Origin of the sequence: Paenibacillus phyllosphaerae, assembly GCF_014192105.1 — a bacterium.
Taxonomy (GTDB): Bacteria; Bacillota; Bacilli; order Paenibacillales; family Paenibacillaceae; genus Paenibacillus_Z; species Paenibacillus_Z phyllosphaerae.
This window is the reverse complement of sequence record NZ_JACHXK010000005.1, coordinates 437,145-453,115: the sequence shown is the minus strand read 5'-3', so window position 1 is coordinate 453,115 and position 15,971 is coordinate 437,145. Positions and strand designations below refer to the sequence as shown.

The window sequence follows — 15,971 nt, the reverse complement described above, 5'->3', positions numbered from 1 at the left end:
AGCAAACGAACGTACCAAGACACGAGAAGGAGACGATCATGTCCGTTTTTAACGATAACGATCGGATCCGAAAGGTGTGGAACTCGTTCCGGCAGACCTTTCGGCGCGTCCGACCAGAAGCAGACAATCCAGAGCAACAACAAGACGCGATCAAACATATAGCAGCAAAGCGAATCCTACATAAGAAACCTCTTATTATGGCAAGCGGTGCTATCGCAATCCTGCTCATCGCCGGTTTCGGCGGGAATGAGTTTGTAAAAGCCAACACGACCGATTATTACAATGTCTATAAGGACGGTCAGCTAATCGGCGCCGTCGCAACCGAAACGCAAGTGAAGGAGCTCGTCGCGAAGAAGGAGCAGGAGGTCAAGGCAGCTAATCCGGACCTCAACATGGTGCTCAGCACGGGTACGCTTACCTATGAGAAGAAGAGCGAGTTTAAGGCGGATCCGGACACGGAAGACACGCTGCAGAAGCTTCAAGGGCTGTTCACTTCCCATGCTACAGGCGTGGAACTGAAGGTCGAAGGCAAGACCATCGCGATCGTGAAGGATCAGGCGGCGGCAGATAAGATCCTCGCGAGTGTCAAAGCGCGCTATGCGCCGGAGACGGCTGCGAAGAATAAAGCAACCGAGGTAACCGCGCTCGCTTATGCGGAAGAAGCAACGACGGACAAGCCGGTTACTGAAGTGAAATCGGTCGAGATCGTCGAGAACGTGACGACCGCGGCGGCCAATGTAGACCCGGATCAGATCGTGGATGCGGGCACTGTGTATGCTCAGATGGTGCAAGGATCCGTGAAACCGACGAAGTATACGGTGCAAGACGGCGACTGCATCGGCTGTATCGCGCAGAAGTTCGAGATCTCGCCGCAAGTCATCTATGAGAACAACAGCTGGATTCAAGACGATATGATCAAAGTCGGCGATGTGTTGGATCTGACGGTCCGCCAGCCGGAAGTGACCGTGGAGACGGTTGAGCGCGTGACGGAGATCGAGTCGATCGAACCAACGACGGTCGTTCAGAAGAACAGCAATATGATGGCTGGCGAATCCAAGGTGATCCGTCAAGGCAAGAGCGGTTCGAAGAAGGTTGTCTATCAGCTGACCAAGCAGAACGGTTACCTCATGAGCGAGGAACTGCTCGGCGAGCAATTGATTGAATACTCGGTGCCTACGATCGTGATGAAGGGGACGAAAGTCATCCTCGGCGAAGGAACCGGTAATTTCGCATGGCCGGTATCGGGCGCCAAACTGACGAGCAGCTACGGCGAACGTTGGGGACGGATGCATAAGGGGATCGACATGGTCGGGAGCAGCACCATTATGGCTGCGGACGACGGCGTCGTTATCTTTGCCGGATTCAAGAGCGGCGGTCTCGGCTATGCCGTCATCGTCGACCATAAGAACGGGTATCAGACCACTTATGGGCATATGAGCGAGGTTACGGCGGAGAAGGGGCAGATCGTCGAGAAAGGCGATAAGCTCGGCGTTATGGGCAATACCGGACATTCGACCGGCACCCATTTACATTTTGAAATTTCAAAGAACGGGGTCGTGCAGAACCCGATCAAATATCTATAAGCTTGCCGCAGAATCGGGCAGGCTGAAGGAGAACCACACTTGCTGGAATGCGGGTGTGGTTTTTTCCATTTTCCGGGCCACATGAGGGAACTTTCATTGGGACTGGCCGAGTACCTATGTTAGAATGGGTATTAGGTATGGCAAGCATTCTTACTAGGCTGAAGCGATGCACAATTCTAGCAATGTGACAGGCGGTGGCATAGGTTGCACGGTAAAATATTGGTCGTCGATGACGAACAGCCAATTGCGGATATTTTGAAGTTTAATTTGGAGAAGGAAGGCTATCAGGTGATCTGCGCCTTCGATGGCGGAGAAGCGGTGAAGCTGGCGTTCTCGGAGGCACCGGATCTCATTCTGCTCGACCTGATGCTGCCGGTGAAGGACGGGATGGACGTCTGCCGCGAGGTGCGGACGCGTCTGTCGACGCCGATCATTATGCTCACCGCGAAGGATACCGAACTGGATAAAGTATTGGGCCTTGAGCTTGGGGCGGACGACTACGTGACCAAGCCGTTCAGCACGCGCGAGCTGCTGGCACGGGTGAAGGCGCATCTGCGGCGTCAGAAGGCTGAGCCGGCGCAAGCGGCTGTCAGCCAGCCTCAAGGAGCGGGAGAGCCTGCGGAAGAGAAGCAGGGCTTAGCGATTTTCAACCTGTTTATCGATACGGATATGTACGTGGTGTACAAGGATAACGAGCCGCTCGATCTGACGCACCGGGAGTATGAGCTCGTCTATTATTTGGCGCGCAACAGCGGCAAGGTGATGACGAGGGAGCATCTGCTCCAGGCCGTATGGGGCTTCGAGTATTTCGGCGATGTACGTACCGTGGATGTGACGATTCGCCGTCTGCGGGAGAAGATCGAGGATGATCCGAGCCGTCCGGAATATATTCTGACGCGCCGGGGTCTAGGCTACATGATGCGTAATCCGAAGCTTGGAGGTTTCGGAAGCGGATGAGCGGCATTCGCTATTTTCGTTCCATTCAGGTCAAGCTGATCATTATTTATGTGCTGCTCATTCTCATTGCGATGCAGCTCATTGGCGTCTATTTCATCAGTACGATGAAGACGTCGCTGACGAGCAACTTCACGACCAACCTGAATAATCAGGCGGACGTGCTGGCCAGCTTCGCGGCCGAGAAACTCGATGCAAGACCCGAGCTGCCAAGCGGCGATGGGCAGCAGACCGAGGAAGACCTGAACTCGCTCGTTCGCAACCTGTTTAGCGTGAACGAGGCGGAGATTCAGCTGATCGACGCCAGCGGCAAGGTGTTGGCGACTTCGCTGTCGACCCATCAGGAGTATGTAGGGAAGAAGAATACGTCGCTGGCGGTCAGCCGTGCGCTGCAAGGCATACGGGATAACGAAGAAGAAGTGATCGACGAGGACAATGTGCGCAAGAAGATTATTGCGAAGCCCGTCGTCTACGATACGAAGATCGTCGGCGCCGTCTATCTCGTGGCGTCGATGAAAGAGCTCTACTCGACCGTGAACCGGATTAACCGGATCTTCATGTCGGGGATGCTGATCGCGCTCGGATTGACTGGCGTGCTCGGCATCGTGCTCGCCCACACCATTACGAATCCGATCAAGGGGCTGACCAGGCAGGCGGCCGCGGTTGCCGAAGGACGGTTCGACCGTCAGGTACCGGTGCTCGGCGATGACGAGATCGGGCACTTGAGCGAAGTGTTCAACAACATGACGATGCGATTGCGCGATGCGCTGGAGACCAATGAGGAAGAGAAGGAGAAGCTCTCTTCCGTACTCGCCAATATGAGCGACGGCGTAATCGCGGCTGATGAGCAGGGAACGGTGATCATCTCGAATCGGCGCGCGGAGGAGATGCTGGGCGAGACGTGCCAAGGCCGGAAGATGTCCGAGCTGCTCGATATGGGCGAAGGCCAGCTGGCCGCCCTGCTGTCCGGCCATGAGTCGTCGTCGGTCATTCATCGCCAGCAGCCGGATGAGGATCTCGATGAGGTGATGCGCGTCACGTTCACGCCGATCCACCGCCGGGACAAAGGCATCTCCGGCGCCATTGCCGTGCTGCAGGATGTTACCGAGCAGGAGCGCCTGGAGCAATCGCGGCGCGAATTCGTCGCGAACGTCTCGCATGAGCTGCGGACGCCGCTGACGACGATCAAGAGTTATACGGAAGCACTCGATGACGGAGCGATGGAGGAGCGCGAGCTTGCCCAGCGCTTCGTCGGCGTTATCCGCAATGAGACGGAACGGATGATTCGGCTCGTAACCGACCTGCTGCATCTATCGCGGCTCGATTCCAACCAGGCGCCGCTGCGCAGGCAGCCGACGAATGTGCCGGATATGCTCGAGGAGGTAGCCGATCGGTTCTCCTTCCAGCTGCGGAAGAAATCGATCCGTGCTGAGGTGAAGGTGGAGAACGGCATTGTCAACGTGCTGCTCGACCGCGACCAGATCGATCAGGTATTGGACAATCTCGTATCCAATGCGATCAAATATACGCTCGACGGCGGAAGGATCGAGATCGCCGCACGCATGGCGGAACAGAGTTCGATCGCAATCAGCGTGAAGGATACCGGAATCGGCATCTCGCGCAAAGATTTGAACCGCATCTTCGACCGGTTCTACCGGGTAGACAAGGCTAGATCGCGCAATATGGGCGGTACTGGCTTAGGCTTGTCTATTGCCCGGGAAATCGTCAAAGCGCACGGCGGTTCGATCGCGCTCGATTCGGAGCCGAACGTCGGGACGACCGTGACGGTCACGCTGCCTGCCCTTCATGAAGGAGGTGCGGCCTCATGATCGAGAAGGTGAAGACGGTGGTCCTGACGCTGCTCGTGCTGCTCAGTCTGCTGCAGAGCTATTGGCTCGCTTACAGCATGCCGGGCATGGGAGCGACGGTAAGCCAGAAGCAGGATTACGTGAAAGCGGAGCAGATGGGTACGGAGGCGAAGGTCGAGGATCTTATTTTCCCGGCGGATATCGTGCTGCACTTCGGCAATGACCGTCATACGGTGCTGTATCCGGGCGTCAACTTCTATCAGATTATTTATGAACGCGTGATGGGCCGTGAGTTCAAAGGCTTCCAGCGCGACAACGTATATGCGATCGATTGGGACGCGGTGCGCAAGAGCGGCATCGGCGTCGAGCTGCGGTTCGGTTCAGGCGTTCCGGTCGAGCTGCTGAGCAAGGTGCTGAAGCTGTCCGAAGGCGACGTGGCCTTCCAGAAGGACGTGATTACCCGCATCTGGATCTACAAAAGCAATGACCGCGAGGAAGTGAGCACGTATTTCTTCAGCCTCGACGGCACGACGGTCTATCAATCCGTGCGCGCCGACTTGACCGTGCGAGACGTGCAGAACTATGTGGGCTTCGGCCAGTATTGGACGCCGTATCGCTACGTGGCGGACGAGCTGTATCTTGCCAAGGAGCCGCTGCAGGCGGTCGAGTCGCAGGTGAGCTATCAATCCTATACGCCGGAGCAGATGCAGCATAATCTATTCTTCGACCCGAGCGCGACGCGGGCGATTAACGACCGTGACGGTTCGCAGATCTATACCGATAGCAAGAGGGCGCTCCAAGTAGAGCAGGACGGCACTTGGATCCGCTATCGCGACCCCGCTGCCGTTCAAGACTCCGAGGACGATATGAGCGAGAATGTCTATGCCTCCGTCGTCTTCATTAATGAGCATGGCGGCTGGAACGGCTTGCACCGATTCATCCAGCCTTGGTCGGGAGAGAGCGTGCCGACGATTCGTTATCAGCAGTATTACGGCTCTTATCCGATCGTCTCGAAGCAACCGTTCTTGTTCGGCGAGATGCTGCTGCGGATGCAGCAAGGCGTCGTGACCGAGTATGAACGTTCGCTTATTACGCTCAGCGATACGCCCGAGAAGAAGGAAGTGCGCTGGCTGCCGGGCGGGCAAATGCTCGTCGATGCGCTGGCGAACTACGCCCGCCGCGAAGAGGTACAGTCCGTCTATCCGGCCGTTGAGGTAGCGATGCTGGCAGGCAGCAAGCTGCGGTTCTCGCCGATCTGGGCGGTACGCCTTCTCGATGGCACGCAGGAGAAGCTGCTCGGGGCTATGCAAGGGGCTACGAAGCCGGGACCGGGCGAGCCAGGCGGCGCCGATCCAGCCGAATCCGGCAATGGCGGAACAGCCGCCGGATCCGCTAACGGACCTTCAAATGATGCCGATCAGACCGCTTCTCTGTCCAAGACAGGGGCAGCTGTCGTATGGAGGTGACGGAAGCGAGATGGATTGGGGCAGAGCGAAGAGTGTGCTCATTCTGGCTTTCCTGCTGCTGAACGTGGCGCTTGGCTATCAGCTATTGTCGAGTATCGGCGAGGGGCTAAGTCCAAGCACCGATGTGAATGACCTGCCGGCCGAGACGCTGGCGATGATCCGGGAGAAGCGGATTGAGCTTGAAGCGAGCATTCCGCCGGAGACGCCGGAGCTGCGGGATTTGACCTATAAGGCCGCTTCCGAACCGGGTGGAGGCGAACGAACGGTACTGAAGACGCCAGTCGAGAATACGGTCGTGTATCAGGACCAGAAGCTGGAGGACGCGCTAGGCGGCGTCATTCCGAATTTGGACCAATATACGTTCGACCAAGCGGTCAGCCGTGACGGGGTGGACGGCGTGTTCGTCCTCTACCGGATGGTGGAAGGGCGGCCCATGTTCGACGTGAAGCTGGAGCTGTACTACAGCAACCAGAAAATCGTCGCGTACAAGCAGGACCAGATCGAACTGATGAACGTGGAAGAGACGGAGAAACAGGAGGTGCTCCCGGCGACGAAGGCGGCGGCAAGCTTGATCGACCGCAACTATTTGCCGACGGGGGCCGTCATTAAAGAGATCAAGCTCGGCTATCATCACGGGCAGATCTTCAACTCCGAAATTCAAGTATCCGCGCCTTCGTGGCGGATTCTGCTCGAGGACGGCAGCGCGTATTACGTCAATGCCATCAGCGGGGAAGTCGTGACGGGCAAGGAGAACGAGTCTTAAAGCGAGACTCGCGCAAGGCACATACAGCAAGAGTAGCAACTTACATCATGGGGAGCAGGAGAAAGGACAGGTATAACGAGCATGGGGATGCGTTTTACCGTACTGGCCAGCGGTTCGACAGGCAATGCGACCGTTGTGCAGACTGATGAAGCCACCGTACTGGTGGATGCCGGCATGAGTGTCAAGAAAATCGAGGAGCTGATGCGTGAGCGCGGAATCGCAGGCCATCATATGGATGCGATTCTCGTGACGCATGAGCATTCTGATCATATTAAGGGACTTGGCGCATTCGCCCGCAAGTTCGATCTTCCGATCTACGCCAACGAGGCGACATGGGGCGCGCTTGAACGCCATGTGGGGAAGATCGCGCCGGAGAAGCGGGTCATTATGCAGACGGGCGAGACGGTGAACTTCGGTAATATGAAGACCACCTCGTACGCGATCTCGCATGATGCGGCCGAGCCGGTGGGGTATGTTTTCGACGATGATGACGTGAAGCTAAGCTTGGCCACCGACTTGGGTTACGTGAGCGATAAGGTACGCAAGATGATCGAGGATTCCGACGTTCTCGTGCTCGAGTCCAATCACGATGTGGACATGCTGCGGATGGGGCATTACCCGTGGAATACGAAGCGCCGCATCTTAAGCGATATCGGCCATCTCTCGAATGAGGCGGCAGGCGAAGCGCTCTGCTATCTGATGACGGACCGGACGAAGCGCGTCTATCTGGCGCACTTAAGTCTCGATCATAATTTGATGGACTTGGCGAAGCTGACGGTGAATAATGTACTAGAGGGCAACGGCCACTTCTACCGAAGCGACGAGAAGCCGCTGCGCGAAACCTATCATGACCGGCCTACGCCATGGGATGAAGTGAGGCGGAAATAATCAGATCCAGCTCCAGGTCCAAGGCAGCTGTTTTCTGCTCCAACTCTTCTCGGGTCAGAAGGCCTTTGTCGATCAAGAGCTCGGTCATCGCACCAAGGGTGAGCAGCAGACGAAGATGGTCTCCCTTCAGATCGGCGAGCTTGGCCGCCATATGAACGTGCTCCATCGCGGCAGATGATTGATTACGAGGCATTATTATCGCTCCTTTAATGGCTTAAGTTTGTCCTACAGCGGAATGCTGCATGTCCAACCTCGCGGTTGTGCAAGCAAACCAATCCGCGGGCGTAGCGGAATGCTGCATGTCCAACCTTACGGTTGCGCACGCAAACCAATCCGCTTACCAGTCATAAATTTCCGCTTTTCTATCTATACTCTATTATTAGTGTAGGCGATTCTTCCGATATCATTCCTAGATTCGTAAAAAACATTCTTGATGCGCATAAGGCCATCGAGAGGAGCGATTATAGATGAGCTTGTTCGACGACGATTTCTATTCCACGCGCGTATCCCGCCGTACCCGCTGGACGAAACAAGAGGGCAAAGGCTTCTCGCCGATGCCAAGGCGCAGCCGCCGTTCCTGGTCAAGCTTCCGCCTGGCGATGTTCTCGTCGGTGACGAGCGCGATCGCGGTCGTGCTCGTGTTCGGCCTGTTCACCGGGTTCGACCGAGGCACAAGCTTCATTGCGGACGGCAGCACGGCTGTCGCTGCCATTCAGACGAACGACCCGCTGGAGCGGACGGTGCAAGCCGCCGATATGGTGCGTCCTGCGGTCGTCAGCATCATCAACGAGCAGTCGTTGTCCACGCTGCAAGGAATGGCAGAAGGCAGCGGAGACGCGGCTGGCAGCGAGGATGAGCTGACGGAGGCCGCGCTTGGCTCCGGCGTTATTTTTGAGAAGGTCAAAGGCAAGGCGCATATCATCACGAATGCGCATGTGGTAGCTGGCGCGCAAGCGGTGAAGGCGGTCCTCAGCACGGGCGAGGTTCGGGAGGCCGAACTGATCGGCACGGACGAGATTACCGATCTGGCGGTGCTCGAGATTGACGCGAGCGGCATCGATACGGTAGCCGAGATTGGCGATTCCACTGCGCTGCGTGCAGGGCAAATGGTCATGGCGATCGGCAACCCGCTCGGCTTGAGCGACTCGCTGTCCATGGGCATCGTGAGTAAGACGAAACGCGTCATTCCGGTGTCGCTCGCGCAGGATGGGAACTACGACTGGGAGCAAGAGGTCATCCAGGTGGACGCCTCGATCAACCAGGGCAACAGCGGCGGTCCGCTCATCGATCTCGATGGCCGCGTCGTCGGCATTAACAGCATGAAGGTCGCCGACTTCGGCGTAGAGGGCGTTGGCTTCGCGATTCCGACGCACGAGGCGATGCCGATCGTCGAGAGCCTGCTCGAGTACGGCAAAGTGAAGCGGCCTTACCTTGGCGTCTACACGATGGATCTGGGGCAATACCTGGCCCAGCAGGCGGCAGCCCGCGCGGTAGAGGATGATCCGGCGCTGGAGAGCGGCGCAGACGAGGAAGCCGGTCCACAGGACGACCATGGCGATGTACCGGATGCCGAGGAGCAGCTTGAAGATCCGGCTGACCTTATTTTGCCGGAGGACGTGGACCAGGGCGTGATCGTGCTGGAGGCCGTCGGGCCAGCGCTGGATGCGGGTCTTCAATTCAATGACGTGATCGTGAAGCTGGATAAGCAGACGATTACGAGCACGCTGGATCTTCGCAAGTATCTGTACGAGGCGAAGGAGATCGGCGACTCCATCGACGTGACCCTGTACCGGGACGGCAAGCGGGAGACGCTGACGTTCACGCTGGGCGAGAAAACTGACAAATAAACGGCTAATTTCGATCGTTTTGGTCGATGCTAATAGATACCGTTAGCGACATCATCGGGAAAATGAGGGACTAGTGAAGCATGTATTGTGTGTGTAAGGAACATATTGAGCTGGCGATCGACAAGTTCGTAGACGACTACGAGGATGCGCCGGATATCGTGGACCTAGTAGAAACGAAGTTTAGCGACTGGGAGGCGCCGGCGACGTGCGACATGTGCTCGAGCATTGCCGCGTACTTAGTCGTGTAGACACTGGCGCGGCGGAATAGAGCGTCGTTGCCAGCTAGGAGCGAACAGCTGGCAGGCGGAAGGACATCACCTGAAGTGGATAGGTTTGCGTAGACAACCGTGAGGTTGGATATGCGGCATTCCGCTGCTTTGGGTGGTGTCTTTTTATTTGCTGTAACTGAGAAAAGAGTGAGAAAATTTTTCGATATGGGTTGATAATAATTATCATTCTTGGTTAATATAGAAGTGAGCAAGACGAAAACGCGGTAGACGCTCGCAAGCGAGGTTGCCGGTTTCGTGCCTGACGCGATCTTCCCGGACAAGGTGGAGCTTGTACGTGGGTATGACGGACAGGAAAAAGGACAGCCGGTGGAGCGGCTGCCCTCGAGTAATTGCTTAAGTTAACCGTTAGATCTTAGGTTCGAACGTTTTGCAGTCGGTTTCCTCCGAGTTGTTCGCTTGTTTGCCGCGGTGGCTGACCACATAGATGGAGGAAGCATTGCATTGGTTGCCTGCAGCCCAATACTTACAGGAATTCACTTCGCACAGAACATCTTTCGCCATGAGTAATCACCTCCTTGGCATTAGGATGGACGAACGGTGTACCTCTTTATACCTCGGACAGCCCGCTTTGAATCCCTTTTGTGGAGTCGAAGCGGGTTTGTTCGCGTTCCCTTCGGGATATGGGGGCATCGTGTAGATGGTGGTCGGTCGACGCTTGGCTGCGTGTTGGGTACAATAGAAGGAAAAAGGGATGCCGCCAACAGAGTGGCGTCGTTAACGATAAGGGAGTTCAGACAGATGCAGATTCAATTGATCACGGTCGGCAAATTGAAGGAGAGATACTGGAACGACGCGGTGGCCGAATACGCCAAGCGGCTCGGGCCCTACGCTAAGCTCGACCTGCGCGAGGTGCCGGACGAGAAGGCGCCGGAGAACATGAGCGCCGCGGAGGCGGAGCAGGTGAAGGTGCGCGAGGGCGAGCGGATCCTCGCGGCGATCAAGGCAGACGCGCACGTCATCGCGCTCGCGATCGAGGGCGAGACGTGGACGAGCGAGCAGCTCGCGTCGCATATGGACAAGCAGGCCGTCTACGGGGGCGGGGCGTTCGCTTTTGTCATCGGCGGGTCGCTAGGGTTGTCCAGTGCCGTCCTGGCGCGTGCGGATAAGAAGCTGTCGTTCGGGCGGATGACGTATCCGCATCAGATGATGAAGGTGCTGGTGCTGGAGCAGGTGTATCGGGCGTTTAAGATTTTGAGGGGAGAGCCGTACCACAAGTAACGACTGTACAACTCATCAAGTAACCGACAGAGATTAAAGGGAAATTCCAGAATTAGAGGGGTTACAAATAGATTGTAGTCGGTTATAAACGGTGTTACTCTAACAACGGTATATTTAAAATCGATATTCTGCAAAAAACATCTCATAATAATCAACTACTCTAGCTATAAAGAAAGGTCATACCATGATAAAAGTTGAACGCTTATCCTTCTCATTTCCGCAAAAAGAACTATATAACGACATTTCATTTACGCTAGAAGAAGGGCAACATTGCGCTTTTATAGGAACAAGCGGCAGCGGGAAAAGTACGTTAATCGATATACTGATGGACCCCGAAAGCTATCTGTTCGATGGCAAATTAGAGATGGACCCCGAGTGCACGATTGGGTATGTAAGTCAGTTCTCAGAACTAGATAGCACCAAAGATACAACCGTTTTTGAATATATAGGCGAACGATTCCTAAAGATTCAAAATGAAATTCAATCGATTTGCGCGGAGATGGAAACTTCAACCGATCTTGAACCGTTACTGGAAAAGTATCAATTAGCGTTAGACGCCTTCGATGCGATGGGCGGGGAGGATTATGAAAGCAACATTCATAAGCAGCTGAATCTAGCAAACCTCATGAAGCGAAGAGATAGTAAGGTAACCGACCTGAGCGGCGGGGAATTCAAACTGATTCAAGTAATGAAAGAGATGCTTAACCGTCCCGACTTGATGATCATGGATGAACCAGATGTATTTTTAGACTTCGACAATCTCAATGCGCTTAAAAAGTTGATTAATTCCCATAAAGGCATGCTGCTAGTTGTGACGCACAACCGATATCTATTGAATCATTGTTTCAACAAAATTATACACCTTGAAAATACGGAGATCCAAGAGTTCGATGGGCGATATATCGAGTATAACTTCTCCTTGCTGGAGACCAAAATTGAGCTGCAGGAAATCGCGGTTGCTGAACAGGAAGAGATTGAGCGAAACGATAAGATCATCGATAATCTTAGAGTTATCGCAACGTACAATTCAGAAGCATCCAGAGGGAGAGCATTAAAAGCCAGGGTTAGATTTCAAGAAAGATTGGAAGCGCGTCGAATTAAAGCGCCATTCGTTGCTATTAAGCAACCGAATATCCAGTTTGATATGGACCATGAAATCGAAGACACTGTTGTTATAAGTGTCAATAATTTTAGTGTTGCCTTTGATGAGCTGCTTTTGGACAAGGTTAACTTTGAGATCAAATCTACGGATAAAGTCGCTATTATCGGTGCAAACGGTACCGGGAAAACGACCTTGCTCCGAGATATTTTTAAGAATAATCATGATTCGATTGAAATCAATGCGGATGCTAAAGTGGCTTATTTATCTCAGCTTCAAGGCGAAATGCTAAAGGACTCGAATACAATTCTGGAAGAATTCATCGAGGCGGGGTTCAAAACGTATGATGAGATCCGATTGTATCTCTCAAACTATGGCTTTGAAGGAGAAATCGTTAGTCAAAAGATAGCATCTCTATCCGGCGGAGAAAAAAATCTGCTTCAATTGGCTAAAGTTTCTGCCAGTCAAGCAAACGTATTGCTTCTTGATGAACCGACAAGCCATTTGGATACTTATACTCAAATCGCGCTGGAGAAAGCCATTGGAGAATTTAAAGGCGCGATTCTCATGATTTCTCATGATTTCTATTCCGTTGTAAATGGTATGGATTATGTTTTAATTATTGAAGATAAGACGATCCGAAAAATGGATTTACCGGAATTTAGACAGATGGTTTATGCGAGTCATTTTGATAAAGACTATTTAGAAATGGAACAAAAGAAAAAATCAATTGAAACAAAAATAGAACTGGCTTTAAAAGAAACTAATTTTGAACTTGCAAAAGGATTGATTGATGAGCTGGAAGCGCTGATTAAGTTGCTTTAGCCATGAATATGTATCCCGCTTTTGCTTGATTAATGAAAAAGATTAAACCATTAACATCCCGTCTCTCTATGAGGCGGGATTTTTTTACTGCCCGAATATTGCATCCCTTGCTAAGCTTCGGCTCGTCTAGAGCCATGAATAGATAGTTGCGAAAAAAATATTCGCTCCCGTGAAAAATAATCGGGCGCTCAGTTGTATTGAAAGTGAAAGGAGGTGCTGAGGTGTACAATTCATTCGAGCTCAATGAATCTGTGCGACGGGCCTTGGAACTTTATTCGCCAAGCTTGATCCGAATCGCCTTCGCGTACTTGAAGAACACGGCGGATGCGGAAGAAGTGACGCAGGACGTCTTTCTCGCCTATCTGCAGAAGCGCCCCGTATTCGATAACGGCGAACACGAGAAAGCTTGGCTCATCCGAACGACGATCAATAAAAGCAAAAATATGCTGAAGACCGGGTGGTTCCGCAGCCGCAACCCGGTTCCCGAAGACCTGAGCTACCTCCCCAAGGAAGAGAGCGACGTTCTGCAGGCCGTACTGGCCTTGGATAAGAAATATCGGATTCCGATCCATTTGCACTACTACGAAGGCTATTCCATTCAGGAGATCGCGGCAATTCTTGAGGCCAAACCCGCCACGGTGGGGACATGGCTGGCGAGAGGGCGCGCGATTCTCAAGGAGAAGATTGGAGGCATGGAGGATGAAGAAGTCTGTTTATAAGTCCGCGATGTCCCATTTGAAGACCAGCGACGATTTCCAAGAAGCAACCTATATCAAATTGATGAATCATAAGGAGACGATGAACATGGAAATGGCGAAGAAGAGAAGAAAAGTAACGGGTTGGACAGCCGGTATCGCGGCATGCGCAGTGCTCGCGGTGGGCCTTATCGCCCTCAATCCGGACTCCCCGGCGACAACGCCTTCGTCTCCGCCTACCAATACCGCGACGACGAAGCCTCCGATCATGGGCAAGGTGGCGGTCAACATTGACGGCATTATCTCCGAAGTGAGCGCGGACGGCAGGAGTTTCAAGGTCGGCGAGCTGTGGGTAGAAGTCACGGATCAAACGAAGCTGGGCAGCAGCGAGCCGACGGCCGCGGCACCATCCGAAGAGCTGCTGCAGAAGAATTTCCAAGTCGGCGACATCGTGTCCGGCTACACCTCGCAGGACGTCAGCACCGGCAAGGTGACGGCCGACGTGATCTACAACCTCATCGCACCGGAGAAGGAGGGCGAGACGAGCGAAGCGAAGCCGGCGATCACGGGCAAGATGGCGGTCAACATCGACGGCGTCATCTCCGAGGTGAGCGCGGACGGCAAGAGCTTCAAGGTCGGCGAGCTGTGGGTCACCGTGACACCGGAGACGAAGCTGGGCATCGACGGGCCGACGGCCGCGGCGCCATCCGAAGAGCTGCTGCAGAAGGAATTCAAGGTGGGGAATATCGTGTCCGGCTTCACGACCGACGACGTCAGCATGGGTAAGGTCAACGCGACGAACATCTACAACAACATGGCTCCGCAGCAATAATGTGCATTCATTGAACAGTAAAAACAGCGATTCTCCATTATTGGAGGATCGCTGTTTGAGTATGATCTATGGCGCCCAAGCCGAATTACTCCAAACGCTACTGACATCCTGTTGTCAGTAGCGTTTTTGTATAGTCGGAGTATACGAATATCGTAGAGTCTTGGAGAACGGGCGACCCTTCTCACCATTTTAACGAAAAGGCGGAATGTAGGTATGAGCACGATCAAATGGGCAGTAGATCCGGAGCACAGCTCTATTGAGTTTTCGGTGACGCATTTAATGATTAACCGAATCAAAGGCGTATTCGAGCATTTCCAAGCCAACGTAAGCTTTGACCCTGATATTCCAACAGCTATGGATATTCAAGCTTCTATCGACGCGAACAGTATCACGACCCGCCAGCCGCAACGGGATGAGCATCTGAAGAGCGGCGACTTCCTTCATGTAGATCAATATCCGGCCATTACGTTTGAGACCACCGGCTGTACCCTTGCTGGCGAAAGCCAGTATGAACTGACAGGCGATTTAACGCTTCATGGCGTAACAAAACCCGTTACGTTCCATACTGTTTTCGCAGGCGTAAACAAAGATCCCCGCGGCCGGGAACGCGCCGGGTTCCATTCAACGGCCCGTATCGAACGCAATGAATTTGGGTTGACGTTTAATTCTCCGCTGGAAGCAGGCGGCGTCATCCTCGGCAATGAAGTGAGAATCGAGCTCAATATTGAGGCAGTTAGAATCGTCGACTAAGTCTTCCATTCCTGGACAGGCAAGATCAATTTATTCTAATTGACGCCAACCGCGCATCCGTGATAATTTCACAGTGTGATAAATAAAGGCTATGTAACCTTCGGGTTCAACCTCGCTGAGAAGTGCGGGTTGGACCCTTTTTGCATTCCACGACCAGGGGAGGAATCGTCATGCGAGGAACAGATTTGCTGCTGCGGCGGCTGGGCGAGATCGGCAAGACGCTTGAACGCAAAGGGGGAGCTCTTGTCTTGTTAGGGGTCGGTTCCGTCGGGGCCGAGACGGAGCGGTTGGATGACTATTCGGATTTGGATTTCTTCGTTATCGTCAAGCCGGGGGAGAAAGACCGCTATATCGACCGCTTGGATTGGCTCGAAGAGACATATCCGCTTGCCTATTCCTTCAAGAATTCGGATGTGGGTTGTAAGGTGCTGTTCGAGGACGGTATTTTCGGGGAATATGCGGTATTCGAAGAGCGGGAGCTGGCGAGCGCCTCCTATAGGGGCGGCCGGGTCATATGGAAGGATCCAGCGTACACCAATACGACAATCGCCGACTCGCCGAACCCGATCCCTAGTCTGAAAAAGGATGCGTTGGACTTCCCGCTGAACGAAGCGTTAACGAATCTTTACGTCGGTCTCGGCCGCTATGCAAGGGGGGAGCGTCTATCCGCGACGAGGTTCGTGCAAGGTTACGCCGTGGACAGAATTCTATCCGTGCTCCACTTGCTGGAGCAGGAGGTGGATTACTATCCTGACCCATTCGGCAACGAGCGGCGGGTCGAGAAGAGATTCCCCCGTTTTGCGGATATCGTAGGAGAGATGATCCAGGGCTACGATCGCGTGCCCGAATCGGCGCTTCGCATTCTAGCTTTCATCGAGGACGCGTATCCCGTTAATCGAAGAATGAGCGAAGAGATACGGCGATTGGCTCAGCTCACTCGGTCGCTCGACTAG

General features: G+C 53.9%; 16 protein-coding genes. 14 read left to right on the top strand and 2 right to left on the bottom strand.

Annotation, left to right across the window (positions count from 1 at the left end; genetic code table 11):
- Positions 1–197 precede the first annotated feature (197 nt).
- From FHS18_RS14455 to FHS18_RS14430, 6 genes are all read left to right on the top strand, one after another.
- Positions 198–1,583 (top strand): M23 family metallopeptidase, encoded by a 1,386-nt coding sequence (locus FHS18_RS14455; RefSeq protein ID WP_246427641.1) that lies wholly within the window; start codon positions 198–200, stop codon positions 1,581–1,583.
- A gap of 204 nt (positions 1,584–1,787) precedes the next feature.
- Complete coding sequence (gene yycF / locus FHS18_RS14450) at positions 1,788–2,540, top strand: response regulator YycF (protein ID WP_183600762.1); 753 nt, start codon at positions 1,788–1,790, stop codon at positions 2,538–2,540.
- Positions 2,537–4,366 carry a cell wall metabolism sensor histidine kinase WalK gene (gene walK, locus FHS18_RS14445; RefSeq protein ID WP_183600761.1) on the top strand — a complete coding sequence of 610 codons (1,830 nt, stop codon included), beginning with the start codon at positions 2,537–2,539 and terminating at the stop codon, positions 4,364–4,366. The genes yycF and walK overlap by 4 nt, the downstream gene beginning before the upstream one ends.
- Positions 4,363–5,811 carry a YycH family regulatory protein gene (locus FHS18_RS14440; RefSeq protein ID WP_183600760.1) on the top strand — a complete coding sequence of 483 codons (1,449 nt, stop codon included), beginning with the start codon at positions 4,363–4,365 and terminating at the stop codon, positions 5,809–5,811. The genes walK and FHS18_RS14440 overlap by 4 nt, the downstream gene beginning before the upstream one ends.
- Positions 5,812–5,821: 10 nt before the next feature.
- On the top strand, positions 5,822–6,574 hold the full coding sequence (gene yycI, locus FHS18_RS14435) for a two-component system regulatory protein YycI (protein ID WP_183600759.1): 753 nt from the start codon (positions 5,822–5,824) through the stop codon (positions 6,572–6,574).
- An 81-nt stretch (positions 6,575–6,655) separates the two neighbouring features.
- On the top strand, positions 6,656–7,462 hold the full coding sequence (locus tag FHS18_RS14430) for an MBL fold metallo-hydrolase (protein ID WP_183600758.1): 807 nt from the start codon (positions 6,656–6,658) through the stop codon (positions 7,460–7,462).
- Here FHS18_RS14430 and FHS18_RS14425 read toward each other — a convergent pair.
- Positions 7,431–7,655 (bottom strand): hypothetical protein, encoded by a 225-nt coding sequence (locus FHS18_RS14425; protein ID WP_183600757.1) that lies wholly within the window; start codon positions 7,653–7,655, stop codon positions 7,431–7,433. The two genes, FHS18_RS14430 and FHS18_RS14425, sit on opposite strands and share 32 nt — an antisense overlap.
- 274 nt (positions 7,656–7,929) lie before the next feature.
- Here FHS18_RS14425 and FHS18_RS14420 point away from each other — a divergent pair, with 274 nt between their 5' ends.
- Positions 7,930–9,309: a S1C family serine protease gene (locus FHS18_RS14420; RefSeq protein ID WP_183600756.1), complete on the top strand. Its 1,380-nt coding sequence runs from the start codon at positions 7,930–7,932 to the stop codon at positions 9,307–9,309.
- 80 nt (positions 9,310–9,389) lie between these two features.
- Positions 9,390–9,557 carry a CxxH/CxxC protein gene (locus FHS18_RS14415; RefSeq protein ID WP_183600755.1) on the top strand — a complete coding sequence of 56 codons (168 nt, stop codon included), beginning with the start codon at positions 9,390–9,392 and terminating at the stop codon, positions 9,555–9,557.
- Between the two features lie 387 nt (positions 9,558–9,944).
- Here FHS18_RS14415 and FHS18_RS14410 read toward each other — a convergent pair whose 3' ends face one another.
- Positions 9,945–10,100: a DUF1540 domain-containing protein gene (locus tag FHS18_RS14410; RefSeq protein WP_183600754.1), complete on the bottom strand. Its 156-nt coding sequence runs from the start codon at positions 10,098–10,100 to the stop codon at positions 9,945–9,947.
- A gap of 237 nt (positions 10,101–10,337) precedes the next feature.
- Between FHS18_RS14410 and rlmH the strand changes: the two genes are divergently transcribed.
- The 6 genes from rlmH to FHS18_RS14380 all read left to right on the top strand — a co-directional run bounded on the left by rlmH (position 10,338) and on the right by FHS18_RS14380 (position 15,971).
- Positions 10,338–10,817, top strand: coding sequence for a 23S rRNA (pseudouridine(1915)-N(3))-methyltransferase RlmH (rlmH, locus tag FHS18_RS14405; protein WP_183600753.1), 480 nt, complete (start codon positions 10,338–10,340; stop codon positions 10,815–10,817).
- Between the two features lie 184 nt (positions 10,818–11,001).
- Entirely contained in the window at positions 11,002–12,741 is a 1,740-nt protein-coding gene (locus tag FHS18_RS14400; RefSeq protein ID WP_183600752.1) for an ABC-F family ATP-binding cassette domain-containing protein, read from the top strand.
- 221 nt (positions 12,742–12,962) lie between these two features.
- A complete protein-coding gene (locus FHS18_RS14395) occupies positions 12,963–13,460 on the top strand; it encodes a sigma-70 family RNA polymerase sigma factor (RefSeq protein WP_183600751.1) in 498 nt (165 codons plus the stop codon).
- Entirely contained in the window at positions 13,441–14,268 is an 828-nt protein-coding gene (locus FHS18_RS14390) for a DUF5666 domain-containing protein (RefSeq protein ID WP_183600750.1), read from the top strand. Before FHS18_RS14395 ends, FHS18_RS14390 begins: the two co-directional genes overlap by 20 nt.
- A gap of 213 nt (positions 14,269–14,481) precedes the next feature.
- The gene (locus FHS18_RS14385; protein ID WP_183600749.1) at positions 14,482–15,018 is read left to right on the top strand and encodes a YceI family protein; all 537 of its coding nucleotides are present in this window, start codon (positions 14,482–14,484) and stop codon (positions 15,016–15,018) included.
- Between the two features lie 170 nt (positions 15,019–15,188).
- Positions 15,189–15,971 (top strand): hypothetical protein, encoded by a 783-nt coding sequence (locus FHS18_RS14380; protein WP_183600748.1) that lies wholly within the window; start codon positions 15,189–15,191, stop codon positions 15,969–15,971.

Coding starts and splice junctions, on each gene's coding strand:
- FHS18_RS14455 (WP_246427641.1), top strand. CDS start 198: ATGGCAAGCGGTGCTATCGCAATCCTGCTCATCGCCGGTTTCGGCGGG.
- walK (WP_183600761.1), top strand. CDS start 2,537: ATGAGCGGCATTCGCTATTTTCGTTCCATTCAGGTCAAGCTGATCATT.
- FHS18_RS14440 (WP_183600760.1), top strand. CDS start 4,363: ATGATCGAGAAGGTGAAGACGGTGGTCCTGACGCTGCTCGTGCTGCTC.
- yycI (WP_183600759.1), top strand. CDS start 5,822: ATGGATTGGGGCAGAGCGAAGAGTGTGCTCATTCTGGCTTTCCTGCTG.
- FHS18_RS14430 (WP_183600758.1), top strand. CDS start 6,656: ATGGGGATGCGTTTTACCGTACTGGCCAGCGGTTCGACAGGCAATGCG.
- FHS18_RS14425 (WP_183600757.1), bottom strand. CDS start 7,655: ATGCCTCGTAATCAATCATCTGCCGCGATGGAGCACGTTCATATGGCG.
- FHS18_RS14420 (WP_183600756.1), top strand. CDS start 7,930: ATGAGCTTGTTCGACGACGATTTCTATTCCACGCGCGTATCCCGCCGT.
- FHS18_RS14415 (WP_183600755.1), top strand. CDS start 9,390: ATGTATTGTGTGTGTAAGGAACATATTGAGCTGGCGATCGACAAGTTC.
- FHS18_RS14410 (WP_183600754.1), bottom strand. CDS start 10,100: ATGGCGAAAGATGTTCTGTGCGAAGTGAATTCCTGTAAGTATTGGGCT.
- rlmH (WP_183600753.1), top strand. CDS start 10,338: ATGCAGATTCAATTGATCACGGTCGGCAAATTGAAGGAGAGATACTGG.
- FHS18_RS14400 (WP_183600752.1), top strand. CDS start 11,002: ATGATAAAAGTTGAACGCTTATCCTTCTCATTTCCGCAAAAAGAACTA.
- FHS18_RS14390 (WP_183600750.1), top strand. CDS start 13,441: ATGAAGAAGTCTGTTTATAAGTCCGCGATGTCCCATTTGAAGACCAGC.
- FHS18_RS14385 (WP_183600749.1), top strand. CDS start 14,482: ATGAGCACGATCAAATGGGCAGTAGATCCGGAGCACAGCTCTATTGAG.
- FHS18_RS14380 (WP_183600748.1), top strand. CDS start 15,189: ATGCGAGGAACAGATTTGCTGCTGCGGCGGCTGGGCGAGATCGGCAAG.